Raw genomic sequence first — 16,441 nt, 5'->3', positions numbered from 1 at the left:
ACAGCGGTCAAGGAGCGTACGTGTCACCCGTTGAGGTAGCAGGCTTCATCACCGGCGCACTGTGCGTGTGGCTGGTCGCCCGCCAGAACCCGTGGAACTGGCCCATCGGGATCGCCAACAACATCGCGTTCCTCGTGCTGTTCTGGGGCGCCGGGCTGTACGCGGACTCCGGGCTGCAGCTCGTCTACATCGCGCTCGCGCTCTACGGCTGGTGGGCGTGGCTGCGCGGCGGCGAGCAGCACAGCACGCTGCACGTCAGCCGCACGACGACGCAGCAGTGGATCTGGCTCGCGGTCGCCGGCGTGCTCGGAACCGCTTTGCTGCACTGGATCCTCATCACCTTCACCGAGTCGACCGTGCCCTTCTGGGACGCGATCACGACGGTGTTGTCACTGCTCGCGACGTGGGGGCAGGCCCGCAAGAAGGTCGAGTGCTGGTGGCTGTGGATCGCCGCGGACGTGATCTACGTGCCGCTCTACGCGTACAAGGAGCTGTATCTGACAGCAGTGTTGTACGTGGGGTTCATGGTGCTGTGCGTGATCGGGCTGCGCAGCTGGACCAAGGACGTGGTGCGCGTATGAAGGAGTTCGGCCACGCGCTGGTGCTCGGCAAGTTCTACCCACCGCACAACGGGCACCACCACCTGATCGAGACGGCGGCCGCGCGCAGCGAACGCACGACCGTCACGGTCCTCGCGGCCTCCGCGGAGAAGATCCCCCTCGAACACCGGGTGCGCTGGCTGACCGAGACCCACGCGGCCACCCCCGGCGTGCGGATCATCGGCGACCTCGACGACCACCCGATGGACTTCGACTCCGACGAGGTCTGGAGCCTGCACACCGAGCTCACCAAGGCGGTGCTGGCCCGGCGCGCGATCGCGGACGGCGAGCCGGGCAAGGCAGGCGTCGACGTCGTGTTCTCCAGCGAGAAGTACGGCGACGAGCTGGCGCGGCGGCTGGGCGCGCAGCACGTGCTCGTCGACCTCGACCGCGTCACGCACCCGGTCTCCGGAACGGCGGTGCGGACCGACCCCGTCGCGAACTGGCACCACCTCGCACCCGCCACGCAGCGCGGGCTCGGGTGGAAGGTCGTGGTCGTCGGCGCCGAGAGCACCGGCACGACGACACTGTCCACACAGCTCGCGAACCACTTCGGGGCACCCTGGATCCCCGAGTACGGCCGCGAACACACCGAGCACAAGCTCGCGGCGGCACGAGCGTTCGACCCGAACGCCACTGTGGACGGTCTGGTGTGGACCCTCGGCGACTTCGAGGACGTGGCACGCGAACAGGAACGCCGCATTCAGTCCAACACCGCGCCGCTGGTCATCGCGGACAACGACGCGTTCGCCGCGACGGTCTGGGGAGAGCGCTACCTCGGTTTCCGCCCAAACCTCTTCCTCGGCACGGCACCGGACCTCTACCTGCTGACCGACCACGCCGGCGTTCCGTTCGAACAGGACGGCTGGCGTGACGGCGAGCACCTGCGGGAGTGGATGACAGGTCTGTTCGAACGCGAGCTGACCGCACGCGGCGTGCCGTGGCTGAAGCTCACCGAGGACAGGTTCGCCAAGGCCGTCACAGCCGTCGAACACCTCATGAGGCAGGATGTCACGCGTGGGTCACGGTCACGGGCATAGCCACGCGCTGGAGCAGGAACCGGCGTCGCAGCGTGTGCGCACGTTGCTGATGTGGCTGCTGGTGCCGTTGGCACTGGCCACGATCGTCGGCGCGGTGCTGCTGTACCCGTTCGGGCACGAGCAGAAGACCGGCGCGGACGTCGGGTTGCACCAGAAGCCGGTCACTGCGGTCGTCACCGGCGTGCAGGAGAACTGCGGCGACAAGTGCGTCGCGGTGACCGTGCGGATGACCGACGGCGACGCGAACGGGCAGAGCATCACGATCCCGAGCGTGCGCGGGCCGGGAGCACCGCGCTTCCAGGTCGGCGACGAGGTGGTGCTGTCCTATTCGGGCAGTCAGCCGCAGGCCGCGGAGTCGTACCAGATCGTCGACTTCCAGCGCGGCTGGTCGCTCGTCGTGCTCGCGGTGCTCTTCGCGGCGGCCGTGCTCCTGCTCGGACGATGGCAGGGCCTCGCGGCACTGGGCGCGTTGCTGCTGAGTTTCGTGGTGCTGGTGCTGTTCATCATGCCGTCGATCCTGGCGGGCGAGAACCCGCTGATGGTGGCGGTGGTCGGCGCCGGACTGATCATGTTCGTGGTGCTGTACCTGACGCACGGCGTGTCCGCCAGAACCTCGACGGCGGTGCTGGGAACGCTGGTCAGCCTCGCGCTGATCGGCGTGCTGGGCGCGCTGTTCTCCGCGGTGGCATCGCTGACCGGGCTCGACGAGGACACGATCAACCTCGTCACGGTGCTCGGCACCGACATCGACACGCGCGGGCTGTTGCTCGCGGGCACGCTCATCGGCGCGCTGGGTGTGCTCGACGACGTCACCGTCACGCAGACCAGCGCGGTGTGGGAGCTGCGGCGCGCCAACGACAAGCTGACGTGGCGCGAGCTGTTCGCGGCCGGGTCGCGGATCGGGCGCGACCACATGTCCTCCGTGGTGAACACCCTCGTGATGGCTTATGCGGGTGCCGCGCTGCCGTTGCTGCTGGCGATCTCGCTGGCCGGACGGTCGATGGGCGAGATCCTGACCGCGCAGCAGATCGCGCAGGAGATCGTGCGCACGCTGGTCGGCAGCATCGGCCTGGTCGCGGCGATCCCGGTCACGACCGCACTGGCCGCGCTCGTCGCCGTGCGCCAGGAGGTCACCCCCGTCGCAGAACCCCCGGAGCCCGAGCCGGAGCCCGAGACCAAGACCGTGAAGCGTGCGAAGCCCGAACCGCCGCGGCGCTCGAGGATCGAGGGCGACCTCTACATCGGCTACGACCCCGACAAGGGACCGTGGGAACGACCCGCTACCCGGCCAGCAGCACGAAGAGCAGCGCCAGAGCGCCAGGCACCACCTGCACGAAGAAGATCTTCCGGCTCGCCGTGAACGTGCCGTAGACGCCGGCGACGATCACGAACACCGAGAAGAGCACCGAAGCGCCGAAGTCCTGACGGACCAGGGCGTAGATCAGACCGGCGGCGAGGAAGCCGTTGTAGAGGCCCTGGTTCGCGGCGAGAGTCTTGGTCTGCTCGGCGAACTCCGGCGTGAGGTTGAACGCCTTCTGCCCGCGCGGAGTCGTCCAGAGGAACATCTCCAGCACCACGATGTAGAGGTGAATCAACGCCACGAGGGCGAGCAAGATGTTGGCGATAACCTGCACTTAGGTCCTCCTCTGGACTGACACGCCCGATGAGACAATAGAGCAGTGGGAAGACAGCGGCCCGACACAGAGGCGATCACCGAGTCGATCGACTCAGGTGTTGCAGAGCTGGTCCCCGATCTGGGTGGACGCAACTCGTGGACGTTGCGGGTCAACGGAACCCCACAGTCGCATGTGGACCTGGACGACCCGACCTATCTCGAGTTCGAGTACGTCCGCAGGCTGGGTCACATCGTCGATCTCACCGCACCCTCGCGTGTTCTCCACCTCGGCGGTGGCGCTCTCACGCTAGCGCGCTACGTGGCGAACCTGCTGCCCCGTGCGTCTCAGCAGGTGGCCGAGATCGACGCGGGGCTGATCGCGTTCGTCCGCCGCGAGCTCCCGCCGCCCCCGCGGGTGAAGATCACCACCGGTGACGCGCGGGCCGTGCTCGTGAAGGCGCGCCCCGGCTCGTTCGACCTGATCGTGAGCGACTGCTTCGCCGGCGCCCGCACGCCCGCGCACCTGACCTCGGTCGAGTACGTGCGGCAGGCGTCCGCGGCGCTCGTCGAGGACGGGATCTACGCGGCGAACATCGGCGACGGCAACGGCCTGCAGTTCGCCCGCGCCCAGTGCGCGACCGTGCGCGCGGTGTTCGAACACGTCTGCGTGCTCGCCGAGCCGGGTGTGTTCCGGGGACGCAGGTTCGGCAACTTCGTGATCCTCGCGTCGCACACCGGTCTGCCGATGCAGCAGCTGACGCGGGCCACGGCCGGAGATCCGTTCCCAGGCCGGGTCGAGCACGGCACGGGGCTGACGAAGTTCATCGGTGGCGCGCCGGTCACCACCGACGAGACCGCGATCCTCTCCCCCGCGCCGCCCTCCGGCCTCTGGGGCACCTAGACCAGCTCAGTCCAGCGAGGTCACGAACTTCGAGACCGCGTCCGGATGGAGCTTCTGCGCCATCCGGCCGGTAGGCGCCAGCGAGCCCAGCCGGTACAGCGGACGCTCAGGGGCGGCCAGCCCGCGCGCCTCGGCCCGCAGCTGGGCCACGAGCAGCTCCGAGAACACGAGCCCCGGCGTGTCACCACGGGCAGCCAGCGCGTCCGCGAGCCGACGCAGCTGGTAGATGCCCAGCTCACGGCCACCGACACCCGAGTACATCGACAGCGCGATGTTGATCGCCTTCTTGTTGCCACGAACGAACAGGCCGACGGTCCTGGCACCGCGCAGGTCGGTGACCAGCAGGTCCAGCGAGTCCGCGGTGGCCAGGTCCACGGTCCGCGTGCCGAAGGCACGCACGTCGACGCGCGTGCCCTCCAGCCACACCGTGCGGCGAGCCTCTGACATCGCCAGCAGCACGACCGGCAGCACCACGATCAGCGCGGCGATGATGCCGGCCCAGCGACCGCCGATGAACCCCACGATCGCGCCGAAGGCGAGAGCGACCATCAGGCCACCGATCGCCACCATGCGCGCCCGCTTGCGGACCGTCACCTTGTCCAGCAGGTCGAGTGAGAGCTTGTCGCCCGTGCTCTTGTCTTCTGGGCTCACAGCGCCTTCCGCACCGCCTCGACCACGTCGGTCAACGACACGGTCACCTGCTCGCCCGTCGCGAGCGTCTTCACGCCGATGCTGCCGGCCTCCAGGTCGCGCTCGCCGAGCACGAGGGCGAGCTTCGCGCCGGACCTGTCGGCGACCTTGAAGCCCGCCTTCATCGACTTGCCGCCGTACACGAGGTCCGTCCGCACACCGGCCGCGCGCAGCTCGCCCGCGATCGCCACCAGCCGGGCCCGCGCGGCCTCGCCCAGCGGCACGCCGATCACGTCGACGCGGCTGAACTCCGGCAGCACGCCCTCGGCCTGCGCGGCCAGCAGCGCCCGGTCGACGCCCAGGCCGAACCCGACGCCGGACAGCTCCTGGCCGCCGAGCTGCGCCATCAGGCCGTCGTAGCGGCCACCGCCGCCGATGCCCGACTGCGCGCCCAGGCCGTCGTGGACGAACTCGAACGTCGTCTTCGTGTAGTAGTCGAGCCCGCGGACCATGCGCGGGTTCTCGACGAACTTCACGCCCAGCTCCGTCAGGTACCCCTTGACGAGCTCGTAGTGCGCCCGGCACTCGTCGCACAGGTGATCCACCATCAGCGGTGCGTCGGCGACGAGAGCGCGCACCTCGGGCCGCTTGTCGTCGAGCACGCGCAGCGGGTTCAGCTGGGCGCGCTGACGGGTCGCGTCGTCCAGCGGCAGCTTCGCGAGGAACGCCTGCAGCAGCTCGCGGTACGCGGGGCGGCAGTTCGCGTCGCCCAGCGACGTGAGCTCCAGCCGGTAGCCGGTGAGGCCCAGCGCGCGGAACCCGGCGTCACCGACGGCGATGACCTCGGCGTCGAGCGCGGGGTCGTCGACACCGATCGCCTCGATGCCGACCTGGTGGAACTGCCGGTACCGGCCGGCCTGCGGAGCCTCGGCACGGAAGAACTGGCCCGCGTAGTAGAGCTTCACCGGCAGCTGGCCGCGGTCGAGGCTGTGCTCGATCACGGCCCGCATCACGCCCGCGGTGCCCTCGGGGCGCAGCGTGATGGACCGGTCGCCGCGGTCGAGGAAGCTGTACATCTCCTTCGTCACGACGTCGGTCGACTCGCCGACACCGCGCGAGAACAGCGCCGTGTCCTCGAACACCGGCAGCTCGATGTAGCCGTAGCCCGCGAGCTCGGCGGCACGGGTCAGCGTTGACCGAACGTGCACGAACGCCGCGGACGTCGGCGGGATGTAGTCGGGAACGCCTTTGGGAGCGGAAAACACGTTTCTCAGAGTCCTCGGTGCGGTGCGGCCGGAGCGTCCTGCAGCTGCAGGAGATAAGGGTTCGTCGCACGCTCGCGGCCTATGGTCGTCGTCGGGCCGTGGCCAGGCAGCACCACCGTGTCGTCGGGCAAGGTCAGCACCTTGTTCTGCAGAGACGACAGCATGCGCGAGTGGTCACCACCTGGCAGGTCGGTGCGTCCGATGGAACCGGCGAAGAGCGTGTCACCCGAGATCACCAGGCGACCCCCTTCCTGCACGCCGGAGCGGAACATCACCGACCCGCCGGTATGGCCCGGCGTGTGGTCGACGGTGATCTTGAGGCCCGCGAGGTCGAGGTCGGTGCCGTCCTTCAGCTCGCGCACCTCGCCCGGCTCGCGCATCTCGAGGTTGCCCCCGAAGAAGGCGGCCGACTCGCGGCTGATGCCCTTGAGCGGGTCGGCGAGCATCTCGACGTCGTCCGGGTGGATGTACGCGGGGATGTCGTTGCCGTCGCAGACCGGGGTGACGGAGAACGTGTGGTCGAAGTGCCCGTGCGTGAGCAGCACGGCGACGGGCGCGAGCCGGTGCTTGCGCAGGGCCTGCTCGATCGGCTCGACCGCGTCCTGACCGGGATCGATGATCACGCAGGGCTCGCCCTCACCGGCCGCCAGGACGAAGCAGTTCGCCTGGAGAGCACCAGTGGGGAACCCGATCACGAGCACAGAAATGACCTCCTCGTAGACCATCAGCCTAACCACTACACAAAGGTCATATGCGCAGGCCCTAGACTCCCCAGCCGTCCGCCCTATTCGCATGAGTCCCTGGGGAGGGAGCACGTGCCCACCAACGAGCAGCGACGCGCGGCAGCCAAGCGCAAGCTTGAGCGTCAGATGGTCTACCGCCAGGAGCGGGCCAAGAAGCGTCGCATCATCGCCGTCGTCTCGACGGTCGTCGTCGTTGCGCTCGTCGGAGGTGGTGTGTGGTTCCTCGCGACTCACGACTTCGGCAACGGTGACGCCTCCGCGTCGGAGACTCCTCAGCAGGAGTCGGTGGACAAGGCGGAGAAGATCCCCACCGCGATGCACCAGATTCCGAAGCGCCCGCAGGCGCTGCCGGAAAAAGTGAACTGTGAATACACGAAGGGCCAGGAGCCGGCGGCCAAGGAGAACACGCCGCCCGCGAACGGCGAGCAGCCCACCACCGGCACCGTCGCGGTCACGCTGGGCACCTCGATCGGGGACCTGAAGTTCAACCTCGACCGCTCGCTCGCGCCGTGCACGGTCAACAACTTCGTGAACCTGGCGAAGCAGAAGTACTTCGACAACACGACCTGCCACCGCCTCGTGGTGACCGGCATCCAGGTCCTGCAGTGCGGCGACCCCGGCGGCAACGGCATGGGCGGCCCCGGCTACTCGTTCAAGGACGAGGTCTACCCGGAGCTCACCTACGGCCGCGGCGTGCTGGCCATGGCCAACTCGGGCCCCGACACCAACGGCTCGCAGTTCTTCATCGTCTACGGCGACGGCGCGAACCTGCAGCCGAAGTACAACGTCTTCGGCACGGTCGACGAGGAGTCGCTGAAGAAGATCGACGAGGTCGCGAAGACCGGCACGATCTCGCAGTCGCCCGGCCAGGGTGACGGCAAGCCGAAGACCCCGGTCGACATCAAGTCCGCGGCCGTCGCCAACTAACTGCACCACGCGCGGAGCCCCCGGCCTTCCGCAGGCCGGGGGCTCCGTTTGTGCGCTACGAGGCCGACGTCACGCGGTAGACGTCGTAGACGCCCTCAACGCTCCGCACGGCCTTCAGCACGTGCCCGAGGTGCTTCGGGTCGCCCATCTCGAACGAGAACCGGCTGACGGCCACCCTGTCGCGTGACGTCGTCACCGACGCCGACAGGATGTTCACGCGCTCGTCGGCGAGCACCTTCGTGACGTCCGACAGCAGCCGGTGCCGGTCGAGCGCCTCCACCTGGATCGCGACCAGGAAGACGCTGGACGCCGACGGCGCCCACTCGACGTCGAGCAGCCGCTCCGGCGACTTCAGCAGCTCATCGGCGTTCGTGCAGTCGGTGCGGTGCACGGACACACCGCCGCCCCTGGTGACGAAGCCGAGGATGTCGTCGCCCGGCACCGGGGTGCAGCAGCGGGCGAGCTTCACCCACACGTCGCCAGCGTCCTTGACGATCACACCCGCGTCGCCGGTGGGGCGGCGCCGGGTGACCGTGGACGGGGTGGCGCGGTCGGCCAGTTCCTCCTCGGCGTGTTCGACACCGCCGAGCTGCGCGACGAGCCGCTGCACGACGTGACGGGCCGAGGTGTGACCCTCGCCGACCGCCGCGTACAGCGCGCTCATGTCCGGGTAGTGCAGTTCCTTCGCCAGGGCCTGCATCGAGTCGACGCTGACCAGACGCTGGATCGGCAGCCCGACGCGCCGGACCTCCTTGGTGATCGCGTCCTTGCCCTGCTCGATCGCCTCTTCCTTGCGCTCCTTGGCGAACCACTGCTTGATCTTCGCCTTGGCGCGCGGTGACGCGACGAAGCTCAGCCAGTCGCGGGACGGGCCCGCACCCTCCGCCTTGGAGGTGAAGATCTCGACGACCTCACCGTTCTCGAGCTTGCGTTCGAGAGCGACCAGGCGACCGTTCACGCGGGCGCCGATGCAGCGGTGCCCCACCTCGGTGTGGACGGCGTAGGCGAAGTCGACCGGCGTGGAGCCCGTCGGCAACGTCTGCACGTCCCCCTTCGGCGTGAACACGAAGATCTCGCGCGCGGCGAGGTCCCAGCGCAGCCCTTCGAGGAACTCACCGGGGTCCGCGGCTTCCCGTTGCCAGTCGAGGAGCTGACGCATCCACGCCATCTCGTCGATCTCGACGGACTTGCCGTTGTGCGTGCCCTTGGTCTCCTTGTAGCGCCAGTGCGCCGCGATGCCGTACTCGGCCCGCTGGTGCATCTCGTGCGTGCGGATCTGCACCTCGAGAGGCTTGCCGTCCGGCCCGATCACGGTCGTGTGCAGCGACTGGTACACGCCGAACCGCGGCTGCGCGATGTAGTCCTTGAACCGTCCGGGCATGGGCTGCCAGGCCGCATGAACCACACCCATGGCGGCGTAGCAGTCACGCACCTCGTCGACCAGGATCCGCACACCCACGAGGTCGTGGATGTCGTCGAAGTCCCGGCCCCTGACGATCATCTTCTGGTTGATCGAGTAGTAGTGCTTCGGCCGGCCCTCGACCTTCGCGACGATCCGCGCACCCTCCAGCTGGGCGTTCAGCTCGTCGACGACGGTCCGCAGGTACGTGTCGCGACTGGGCGCGCGCTTGGCGACCAGCCGCACGATCTCGTCGTACTTCTTCGGCTGCAGGATCGCGAACGCGAGATCCTCCAGCTCCCACTTGACGGTCGCCATGCCCAGCCGGTGGGCGAGCGGCGCGAGCACTTCGAGCGTTTCACGGGCCTTGCGGGCCTGCTTCTCCGGCGGCAGGAACCGCATGGTGCGCATGTTGTGCAGCCGGTCGGCGAGCTTGATGACCAGAACCCGAGGGTCCTTCGCCATCGCGATGACCATCTTGCGAATGGTCTCAGCCTCGGCCGCTGCCCCCAGCTTGACCTTGTCCAGCTTCGTGACGCCGTCGACGAGGCGTGCGACCTCTTCGCCGAAGTCCTCTTTCAGCTGGTTGAGCGAGTAATCGGTGTCTTCCACGGTGTCGTGCAGCAGCGCGGCCACCAGCGTCGTGGTGTCCATGCCCAGCTCGGCGAGGATCGTCGCCACGGCGAGCGGGTGGGTGATGTACGGGTCGCCGGACTTGCGGCGCTGCGGGCGGTGCTTCTCCTCGGCAACGTCATATGCGTGCTGCAGAAGCGCCAGATCGGCCTTGGGATGGAGGTCACGGTGCACGGCGGCGAGAGGTTCGAGGACCTGCTTCACCGGGGCCGCACGTTGGGCGGTGATGCGCCGCGCAAGGCGGGCGCGCACGCGCCGGGTAGCCGACGGTTGAACAACCGTCGCAGCGGGTTCGGTGTCTTGACTCAACCCCACGCTCCTCGGGTCTCGCGAGTACCGAGGATAACGCGTTTACGGTGACGAAACTTCCGGACGCGCGACGAGCGGCGCAGCTCACACGGTGAACGCCAGGAGAAATTTTGCTGGGCCGATCAGGCGACGCTCGCCACGAACGCCCGCCACGCCTGAATCGAGAAGACCAGGGCGTCACTGCGAGTGGCGATCTCGCTCGCACGCGCCTTGCCGTTCTCGATGTTGGAGACCTTGCTCGGGTCCCAGCCGAGTTGCTCGGGTGAAACGGGTGCTCGCGAGGGCTAGGCGGCGACCCGCCCGCTGTCGCGGTGTGTGGTGTTGGTTCTCGGTCTGCGGTCCGGGTCGAGCCACGCGGGTGGGATGAACACCGGTATGCCATTGAGGAGCTTCACCTCCCAGTCGCTTTGGTGGATCAACGTGTGGTGGTGGCGGCACAGCAGGACCGCGTTGTCGACCGAGGTCTCGCCGCCCTCGGACCAGAATCTGATGTGGTGGGCGTCGCAGTGCTTCGGCGGGCGGTGGCAGCCGGGGAAGGCGCAGCCTCTGTCTCTCGCCACCAGGAGGCGGCGGATTCCGGCGGTGAAGGTGCGGGCTTTGCGGCCCACGTTCATCGGCTCGGACCGGCCGCCCAGCACCACCGGGATGACTCCCGCGTTGCAGGCCAGGCGGCGGACCAGGGCGGCGGGGATGCGCTCGCGGGTGTCCAGCATCGCCAGGCCGGTCTTCTCGACCAGGTCGTCGTAGCTCATCGTCAGCGTCAGCGTGACCGGCTCGCCGCCGTGCTCCGGCAACTTGTCGGCGCGCAGCATCAGGTCGATCAGGTCGGCGAAGGCGTCGCCCTCGCGCTCGGCACGCGAGCGCGGGTCCGGGCCTTCCTCCGGCGTGGTGGGGCGGGGCTTGGCCAGCGGGTCGATCATCGCCTCGAACTTGGCGCCGCTGATCTTGTCCAGCTTGGCCCACACCTCCAGCTGCTCGCCCTTCCACTGCGTCCGCAGCCGGTTGACCGGCGGTTCCGGCTCGGCTTCACGCGGCTCCGGGTCGTCCTGATACAGCTTGTAGGCCAGCTCCTTGCCGAACGAGCGCACCGCGCTGAGCTCGTGCTCCCGCGCGAACTCCACGACCGGTGCCTCGGCTTCGGGCGGCAGGTCCTTCATCACTTCGGCGACCGCCGAGATGTGCTCACCCGAAAGCTCACCGTCCGCCGTCGCGGCAGCGGTGACCGGCAGCTCCGGCTCCAGCACCGCGCCGGTCGGCGTGATCTCACGAGCGAGCAGCGCGGCCCGCGCGACCCACTGCCGCGCCGTCTTCAGGTCCCACCGCACCGCGTGACGCAGCACCTGCGCCACATTCTTGTAGCCGAGTTCAGCCGCGGCACCACGCCGCTCCAACTCGGCGATCTTCTGCATCATCACATTCTCGAGAACGCGAATTTCCACCACGTCTCCGACGACTGCGCTCAGCAGTTCGTCGGTGGACAGAAGGCGGAAGTTCGGTTCGATCACGTGTTCGACCTTACCGCAAGATCACGACATAAATGCACGTCAGCCATCACACGGATGGGTGAACAAGCCGGTGCCATATGGCACCGTTAATGCACATCTCTCTAGACGCAATGCAACGGCAAAACAAAACAGACAACCCGAAATTCGGTACGGCACACGCCCGGCGAAGGAGGGCATGCGCCAGGCCGGCGAAGCCGCTTGAGACACTCCCCGCGTGAGGACACTCCTGTGGTGCGCGGCCATGAGCGCGGTCTGGCTGGGCACGATGGCGTACCTGGCCCTGGACGACCCGAGCTACATCGACCCGAGGTCGATCATCGGCTCGGCGGTGGGCTGGCTCCTCGCCACGACCATGAGCTGGCTGATCCTGCGCCGCGCGGAAGCCCCGAAGCTGTGGGAGATAGCCGTGGTGACCGCACCGGCATCGCTGGTGACGTTGGTGTTCGTCTCAATCGGGGCCGCTTTCGTAGCGCCGCCGCCACCCGCCTGACATGCTTGGTCGCTCCACGTGAGCATCAGGTCTGGGGGGACCACGTGCAGCCGAACCCGTTCGCACCACCACCGAGCCGGCAGCCCGTCAGGAAGGGCACGCCGTTCCTGCACTGCGCAGCCGGGGCCTTCATCTGGTACATCGCGCTGATCGTGGCGTTCCTCGCCGCCGCGCTGAAGACCCGGGCCGGGCTCGTCAACCTGCTGCCCGCGCTGGTGATCGGCGCGGTGTTCTGGGTGCTGGCCTCGACCATCACCTGGCTGATCCTGATGAGGACCCGCGTCCAGCCGTGGGTCCTGATCCCATTGACGGTGCCGATCTACGTCCTGGTGTGGATCGTGGTCGGCGGGCTCATGGGCGCGTTCGCGAACGTGTACGCGGTGCTGATCAGCTGACCACGGCCACCGAACCGCCTAGACGGCGAGCAGAGCGCTGACCTCGCGGCCGGCCAGGCGGGAACGCCCGCCCAGGGCGGCGATCTCCAGCACCACGGACACACCGGTCACGATGCCGCCGGCGCGCTCGACGAGCGTGCACGCGGCTTCGGCGGTGCCGCCGGTGGCGAGCACGTCGTCCACCACGACGACGCGCTGGCCGGGCTGGATGGCGTCCGCGGGCAGCTCCAGAGAAGCCTTGCCGTACTCCAGGTCGTACGACACGGAGTCCGCCACCACCGGCAGCTTGCCCGGTTTGCGCAGCGGCACGACACCGTAGCGCCAGCCGTAGCCCAGAGCAGCGCCCAGGAGGAAGCCGCGCGACTCGATGGCGGCGATCACCTGGGTGCTGTCGTCGATCTTGTCCTGCAGGGCGTCGACCACGGCGCGCAGGGCGTCCGGGTCGGCGAGGACCGGCGTGAGGTCCCGGAAGACGACACCCGGCTGGGGGAAGTCCGGGACCTCACGCATCAAGTCCAGAGCACGATCCAGCTTCAACGCTGACGCTTTCCGGTCGGGCGACGGCGCGCGTCGGTCGCCTTGGCGGTGCGGTGAGGCACTGCCGCGGCGGCGGCGAGCGCCTCTTCCTTGCGCAGGTCCTGGGCGAGCGCCTCGTCGTCCTGCGACTCGATGCCCTCGGCGACCTGGGGGCCTGCGGCCTTGGCGCGGCGGGTGGCCACGCGCTTGGCCTGCGCGATGTACTTCGGGTCGCGCATCTTCAGGTCGACCAGCACCGGGGTCGCGATGAAGATCGACGACAGGGCACCGACGAACATACCGACGAGCTGGACGAGCGCCAGGTCCTGGAGCGTGCCGACGCCCAGGATGCCGACACCGACGATCAGCAGGCCGATGACCGGCAGCAGCGCGATCAGCGAGGTGTTGATCGAGCGCATCAGGGTCTGGTTGAGCGCCAGGTTCGCGGCCTCGGCGTACGTGCGGCGGGTCAGGCCCAGCAGGCCTCGGGTGTTCTCCTTGACCTTGTCGAACACGACGACCGTGTCGTACAGGGAGAAACCGAGGATGGTGAGCAGACCGATGACCGTCGCCGGCGTCACCTCGAACCCGACGAGCGAGTACACGCCCGCGGTGATGATGACGTCGTGGAAGACGGCGACGAGCGCGCCGACCGCCATCTGCCACTCGAAGTAGAACACCAGGAACAGCGTCACCAGGACGAAGAACCAGAACAGGGCCCACAGGGCCTTGACGCTGATCTCGCCACCCCAGGACGCGGAGACGGCGCTGTCGGAGATCGCTCCCTGGCCGCCGCGCGGGCTGACGTCCTGCGCCAGACCGGTCTTGAGCTGGGCGACCTCGTTGATGCTCAGCGTGGCCGACTTGATCTGGATGGTCGCGCTGTCACCGGAGCCGACGGCCTGCACGGAGGTCGGCCGCTTGCCCGGCAGTGCCTTCGCGAACGCGTCCTCGACGGTGCCCGTCGAGATCGTCTGCCCGGAGGCCGACACCGACGGCATCGAGATCTTCGTGCCGCCCCTGAAGTCGATGCCCAGGTTGAAGCCGTTGAACACCATCGAGCCGATGCAGACGAGCAGGATGATGCCGGACGTGATGTACCAGCGAGTGCGCTTGCCGACGATGTCGAAAGCGCCGTTGCCCACATAGAGGCGCGTGAACACGTTGCCCATGTCAGGCCTCCTTCACGGCGGACTTGCCGGACACGCCCGCGCGGTGCGACGCACCTTCGCGCAGGGCGCCGCCCAGGCCGGACAGGTTCGGGTTGGACAGGAACTTGGACTTCGACGCCATCGCGACCAGCGGGTGCGTCACGAGGAACACGACGACGAGGTCGAGGACCGTCGACATGCCCAGGGTGAACGCGAAGCCCTTCACCTGACCGACCGCGATCACGTACAGCACGGCGGCGGCGATGAAGCTGACCGCGTCGGCGGAGAGGATCGTGCGACGGGAGCGGACCCACGCGCGCGGCACGGCCGACCGGAACGTCCGGCCTTCACGCACTTCGTCTTTCAGTCGTTCGAAGAAGACGATGAACGAGTCGGCGGTGATACCGATCGCGATGATGAACCCGGCGATGCCGGCGAGGTCGAGGGTGAACCCGATCCAGCGGCCGAGCAGCACGAGGACGCCGTAGACGATCACGCCGGACAGACCCAGCGACAGGATCGTCAGGATGCCCAGGAGGCGGTAGTAGAACATGCAGTAGACGAACACCAGCGCGAGGCCGAGGCCACCGGCGATCAGACCGGCCTTGAGCGAGGCGAGGCCCAGCGTCGGCGAGACGGTCTGCGCTTCGGAGGCGTCGAAGGACAGCGGCAGCGCGCCGTACTTCAGGGTGTTCGCGAGGCTCTGGGCCTCCTTCAGCGTGAACTTGCCGCTGATCTCGGTGGAGCCGCCCTCGATGGCCGACTGGATGGTCGGCGCGGACATGACCTCACCGTCGAGCACGACCGCGACGGCCTGCTGGACGTTGGCGGAGGTGAACTTCGCCCACTTGGTGCCGCCCTCGGACTTGAAGTCGAGGTTGACGACGTAGCCGGTGCCGTTGGGGTTGCTGTTGGCGGCGGCGTTGTTGATGTCCTCGCCCGTCAGGCGGGAGTAGTTGGTGTAGTCGTCCGGCTTGGTCTGCGTGTCTTCCTTCGGCGGGTTGACCGGCGCGAGGATGTACTTGAACTCGCCCTTCTCGTCACAGGTGACGAGCGGCTTGTCCAGGTCGTCGTTGCCGCGCAGCGGGTCGGGCTGCGTGCAGTCGAGCATGATCGCGGCCTGCTGCAGGACCTGCTGGTCCGAGCTCTGGCGCAGCGCCTTGGCCTCCTGGATCTCCTTCGCGACCTTCGGGTCGACGTTGGAGGGGGCGGACGGCGTGGTCGGGGCCGCGCTGGACGACGGGGCGGTGCTGGAGGACGGCGGCGTGCTCGACGGCTGCGCGGCCAGGTTCGGAGCGGGGCGGCCCTGCGGGGCGTTGCTCGACGACGGCTGCGACGCGGTCTGGTTCGGCGACGACGGCGGCGTGCTCGCGTTGCCCGACGGCGGGGTGCTCGACGACGGCGCCTGGATGTTCGGCGCGGCGCCTGCCGGGACCGGCTGGCCGAGGACCTTGCGGAACGCGAGGCGAGCGGTCTGGCCGAGGCCCTTCGCGCCTTCGCTGTCCGCGCCGGGCACGGTGATCGTCAGGTTGTTGCCGTCGCGCACGACCTCGGCACCGGACACGCCGAGACCGTTGACGCGGACCTCGATGAGGTCACGGGCGCGGTTCAGCGCGTCCTCGCTGGGCTGGGCCCCGTCTTCCTGACGCGCGGTCAGCGTGACGATGGTGCCGCCCTGGAGGTCGATACCGAGCTTGGGTTTGGCCGAACCGTTCCCGGTGAAGAACACCAGGGCGTAAAGAGCGACCACGATGAGGACAAAACTCGCCAAGTACTTCGCAGGGCGAATTTGCCCGGCCGGAGGTGCCACGATCCGTCCGTCTCCTAGTAGCGATGGTTTCCGAGCGCGCAGCGTAACGCGCGCCGCGTGAGCTGCGCGTCACTACCTGGAGTTGGCGGTCTTCACAGTTGCCAACTCCAGGAGTGCCAGCGTATGCGGTTACTTCTTGGCGTTGTGGTCCAGAGGCTCGGCGACCTGTGCGGTGGCCACCGGCTCCTCGTCTTCGTCCGCCTTGTCCTCGACGACCGCCTCGTTCGTGTCGGCGACCTTCTCGCGAATGGCGGCGCGCAGCCAGCGCGTGACGACACCCTCGGAGATCTCGATGTCGATGGTGGTGTCGTGGCTCGCGTCGGCGACGGTGCCGTACAGGCCAGACGTCGTCATCACCTTGTCGCCCGGCTGGAGCGAGCTCTGCAGCTGCTGCTGCTCGGCCATCGCCCGCTTCTGCTTGCGCGCGCTGAGGAACAGCGGCACGGCCAGCAGCACCAGCAGCAACGGGAACATCAAAGACGTAAGGTCCATCATTCTCCGATCAAGTGGACA

Annotated in this window: 17 protein-coding genes; 7 read left to right on the top strand and 10 right to left on the bottom strand. The window is 68.3% G+C overall.

The genetic code is table 11. The annotated features are described in order from the left end of the window. The first annotated feature begins 20 nt into the window (after window positions 1–20). From pnuC to C8D87_RS19985, 3 genes are read left to right on the top strand one after another with little or no spacing between them, the layout of a single operon-like run. The gene (pnuC, locus tag C8D87_RS19995; protein WP_233442210.1) at window positions 21–581 is read left to right on the top strand and encodes a nicotinamide riboside transporter PnuC; all 561 of its coding nucleotides are present in this window, start codon (window positions 21–23) and stop codon (window positions 579–581) included. Next, complete coding sequence (locus tag C8D87_RS19990) at window positions 578–1,639, top strand: AAA family ATPase (protein WP_112227890.1); 1,062 nt, start codon at window positions 578–580, stop codon at window positions 1,637–1,639. Before pnuC ends, C8D87_RS19990 begins: the two co-directional genes overlap by 4 nt. Continuing rightward, window positions 1,617–2,999, top strand: a complete 1,383-nt coding sequence (locus C8D87_RS19985; RefSeq protein ID WP_325049689.1) for a YibE/F family protein — start codon at window positions 1,617–1,619, stop codon at window positions 2,997–2,999. The genes C8D87_RS19990 and C8D87_RS19985 overlap by 23 nt, the downstream gene beginning before the upstream one ends. Here C8D87_RS19985 and C8D87_RS19980 read toward each other — a convergent pair. Continuing rightward, window positions 2,920–3,273 carry a DUF1304 domain-containing protein gene (locus C8D87_RS19980; RefSeq protein ID WP_109637354.1) on the bottom strand — a complete coding sequence of 118 codons (354 nt, stop codon included), beginning with the start codon at window positions 3,271–3,273 and terminating at the stop codon, window positions 2,920–2,922. The two genes, C8D87_RS19985 and C8D87_RS19980, sit on opposite strands and share 80 nt — an antisense overlap. Window positions 3,274–3,318: 45 nt before the next feature. On the opposite strand from C8D87_RS19980, the gene C8D87_RS19975 reads away from it, so the two are divergent. Continuing rightward, entirely contained in the window at window positions 3,319–4,155 is an 837-nt protein-coding gene (locus tag C8D87_RS19975) for a spermidine synthase (protein ID WP_109637352.1), read from the top strand. A gap of 6 nt (window positions 4,156–4,161) precedes the next feature. Here C8D87_RS19975 and C8D87_RS19970 read toward each other — a convergent pair whose 3' ends face one another. Genes C8D87_RS19970 through C8D87_RS19960 form a run of 3 tightly spaced genes read right to left on the bottom strand, consistent with a single transcriptional unit; the run spans window position 4,162 to window position 6,751 of the window. Further along, window positions 4,162–4,806 (bottom strand): hypothetical protein, encoded by a 645-nt coding sequence (locus C8D87_RS19970; RefSeq protein WP_112227889.1) that lies wholly within the window; start codon window positions 4,804–4,806, stop codon window positions 4,162–4,164. Further along, window positions 4,803–6,059 (bottom strand): histidine--tRNA ligase, encoded by a 1,257-nt coding sequence (hisS, locus tag C8D87_RS19965; protein ID WP_109637346.1) that lies wholly within the window; start codon window positions 6,057–6,059, stop codon window positions 4,803–4,805. The genes C8D87_RS19970 and hisS overlap by 4 nt, the downstream gene beginning before the upstream one ends. Beyond that, window positions 6,056–6,751: an MBL fold metallo-hydrolase gene (locus tag C8D87_RS19960; RefSeq protein ID WP_109637945.1), complete on the bottom strand. Its 696-nt coding sequence runs from the start codon at window positions 6,749–6,751 to the stop codon at window positions 6,056–6,058. Before C8D87_RS19960 ends, hisS begins: the two co-directional genes overlap by 4 nt. A 114-nt stretch (window positions 6,752–6,865) precedes the next feature. On the opposite strand from C8D87_RS19960, the gene C8D87_RS19955 reads away from it, so the two are divergent. Further along, window positions 6,866–7,720 carry a peptidylprolyl isomerase gene (locus C8D87_RS19955; protein ID WP_112227888.1) on the top strand — a complete coding sequence of 285 codons (855 nt, stop codon included), beginning with the start codon at window positions 6,866–6,868 and terminating at the stop codon, window positions 7,718–7,720. A gap of 55 nt (window positions 7,721–7,775) precedes the next feature. Here the strand turns inward: C8D87_RS19955 and C8D87_RS19950 are convergent, their stop codons facing one another. Then, a complete protein-coding gene (locus tag C8D87_RS19950; protein WP_407656943.1) occupies window positions 7,776–10,061 on the bottom strand; it encodes a RelA/SpoT family protein in 2,286 nt (761 codons plus the stop codon). A 284-nt stretch (window positions 10,062–10,345) separates the two neighbouring features. Next, window positions 10,346–11,566 carry an HNH endonuclease signature motif containing protein gene (locus tag C8D87_RS19945; protein ID WP_112227887.1) on the bottom strand — a complete coding sequence of 407 codons (1,221 nt, stop codon included), beginning with the start codon at window positions 11,564–11,566 and terminating at the stop codon, window positions 10,346–10,348. A 214-nt stretch (window positions 11,567–11,780) separates the two neighbouring features. Between C8D87_RS19945 and C8D87_RS19940 the strand changes: the two genes are divergently transcribed. Together C8D87_RS19940 and C8D87_RS19935 are read left to right on the top strand one after the other, a co-directional pair. Next, window positions 11,781–12,056 (top strand): hypothetical protein, encoded by a 276-nt coding sequence (locus C8D87_RS19940; RefSeq protein WP_146771794.1) that lies wholly within the window; start codon window positions 11,781–11,783, stop codon window positions 12,054–12,056. A 44-nt stretch (window positions 12,057–12,100) separates the two neighbouring features. Beyond that, entirely contained in the window at window positions 12,101–12,451 is a 351-nt protein-coding gene (locus tag C8D87_RS19935; protein WP_112227885.1) for a hypothetical protein, read from the top strand. An 18-nt stretch (window positions 12,452–12,469) separates the two neighbouring features. Here the strand turns inward: C8D87_RS19935 and C8D87_RS19930 are convergent, their stop codons facing one another. The 4 genes from C8D87_RS19930 to yajC form a co-directional block, all read right to left on the bottom strand. After that, the gene (locus C8D87_RS19930; RefSeq protein ID WP_112228249.1) at window positions 12,470–12,961 is read right to left on the bottom strand and encodes an adenine phosphoribosyltransferase; all 492 of its coding nucleotides are present in this window, start codon (window positions 12,959–12,961) and stop codon (window positions 12,470–12,472) included. Window positions 12,962–12,984: 23 nt separating this feature from the next. Further along, window positions 12,985–14,139: a protein translocase subunit SecF gene (gene secF, locus C8D87_RS19925; RefSeq protein ID WP_109637330.1), complete on the bottom strand. Its 1,155-nt coding sequence runs from the start codon at window positions 14,137–14,139 to the stop codon at window positions 12,985–12,987. Window position 14,140: 1 nt separating this feature from the next. Further along, a complete protein-coding gene (gene secD, locus C8D87_RS19920) occupies window positions 14,141–15,928 on the bottom strand; it encodes a protein translocase subunit SecD (protein ID WP_112227884.1) in 1,788 nt (595 codons plus the stop codon). A gap of 129 nt (window positions 15,929–16,057) precedes the next feature. Further along, complete coding sequence (yajC, locus tag C8D87_RS19915) at window positions 16,058–16,402, bottom strand: preprotein translocase subunit YajC (RefSeq protein WP_170155001.1); 345 nt, start codon at window positions 16,400–16,402, stop codon at window positions 16,058–16,060. Window positions 16,403–16,441: the final 39 nt, after the last annotated feature.

Origin of the sequence: Lentzea atacamensis (assembly GCF_003269295.1) — a bacterium.
Taxonomy (GTDB): Bacteria; Actinomycetota; Actinomycetes; order Mycobacteriales; family Pseudonocardiaceae; genus Lentzea; species Lentzea atacamensis.
This window is presented reverse-complemented; position numbering and strand designations above follow the sequence as displayed.

Coding starts and splice junctions, on each gene's coding strand:
- C8D87_RS19990 (WP_112227890.1), top strand. CDS start 578: ATGAAGGAGTTCGGCCACGCGCTGGTGCTCGGCAAGTTCTACCCACCG.
- C8D87_RS19930 (WP_112228249.1), bottom strand. CDS start 12,961: ATGCGTGAGGTCCCGGACTTCCCCCAGCCGGGTGTCGTCTTCCGGGAC.
- secF (WP_109637330.1), bottom strand. CDS start 14,139: ATGGGCAACGTGTTCACGCGCCTCTATGTGGGCAACGGCGCTTTCGAC.
- yajC (WP_170155001.1), bottom strand. CDS start 16,402: ATGTTCCCGTTGCTGCTGGTGCTGCTGGCCGTGCCGCTGTTCCTCAGC.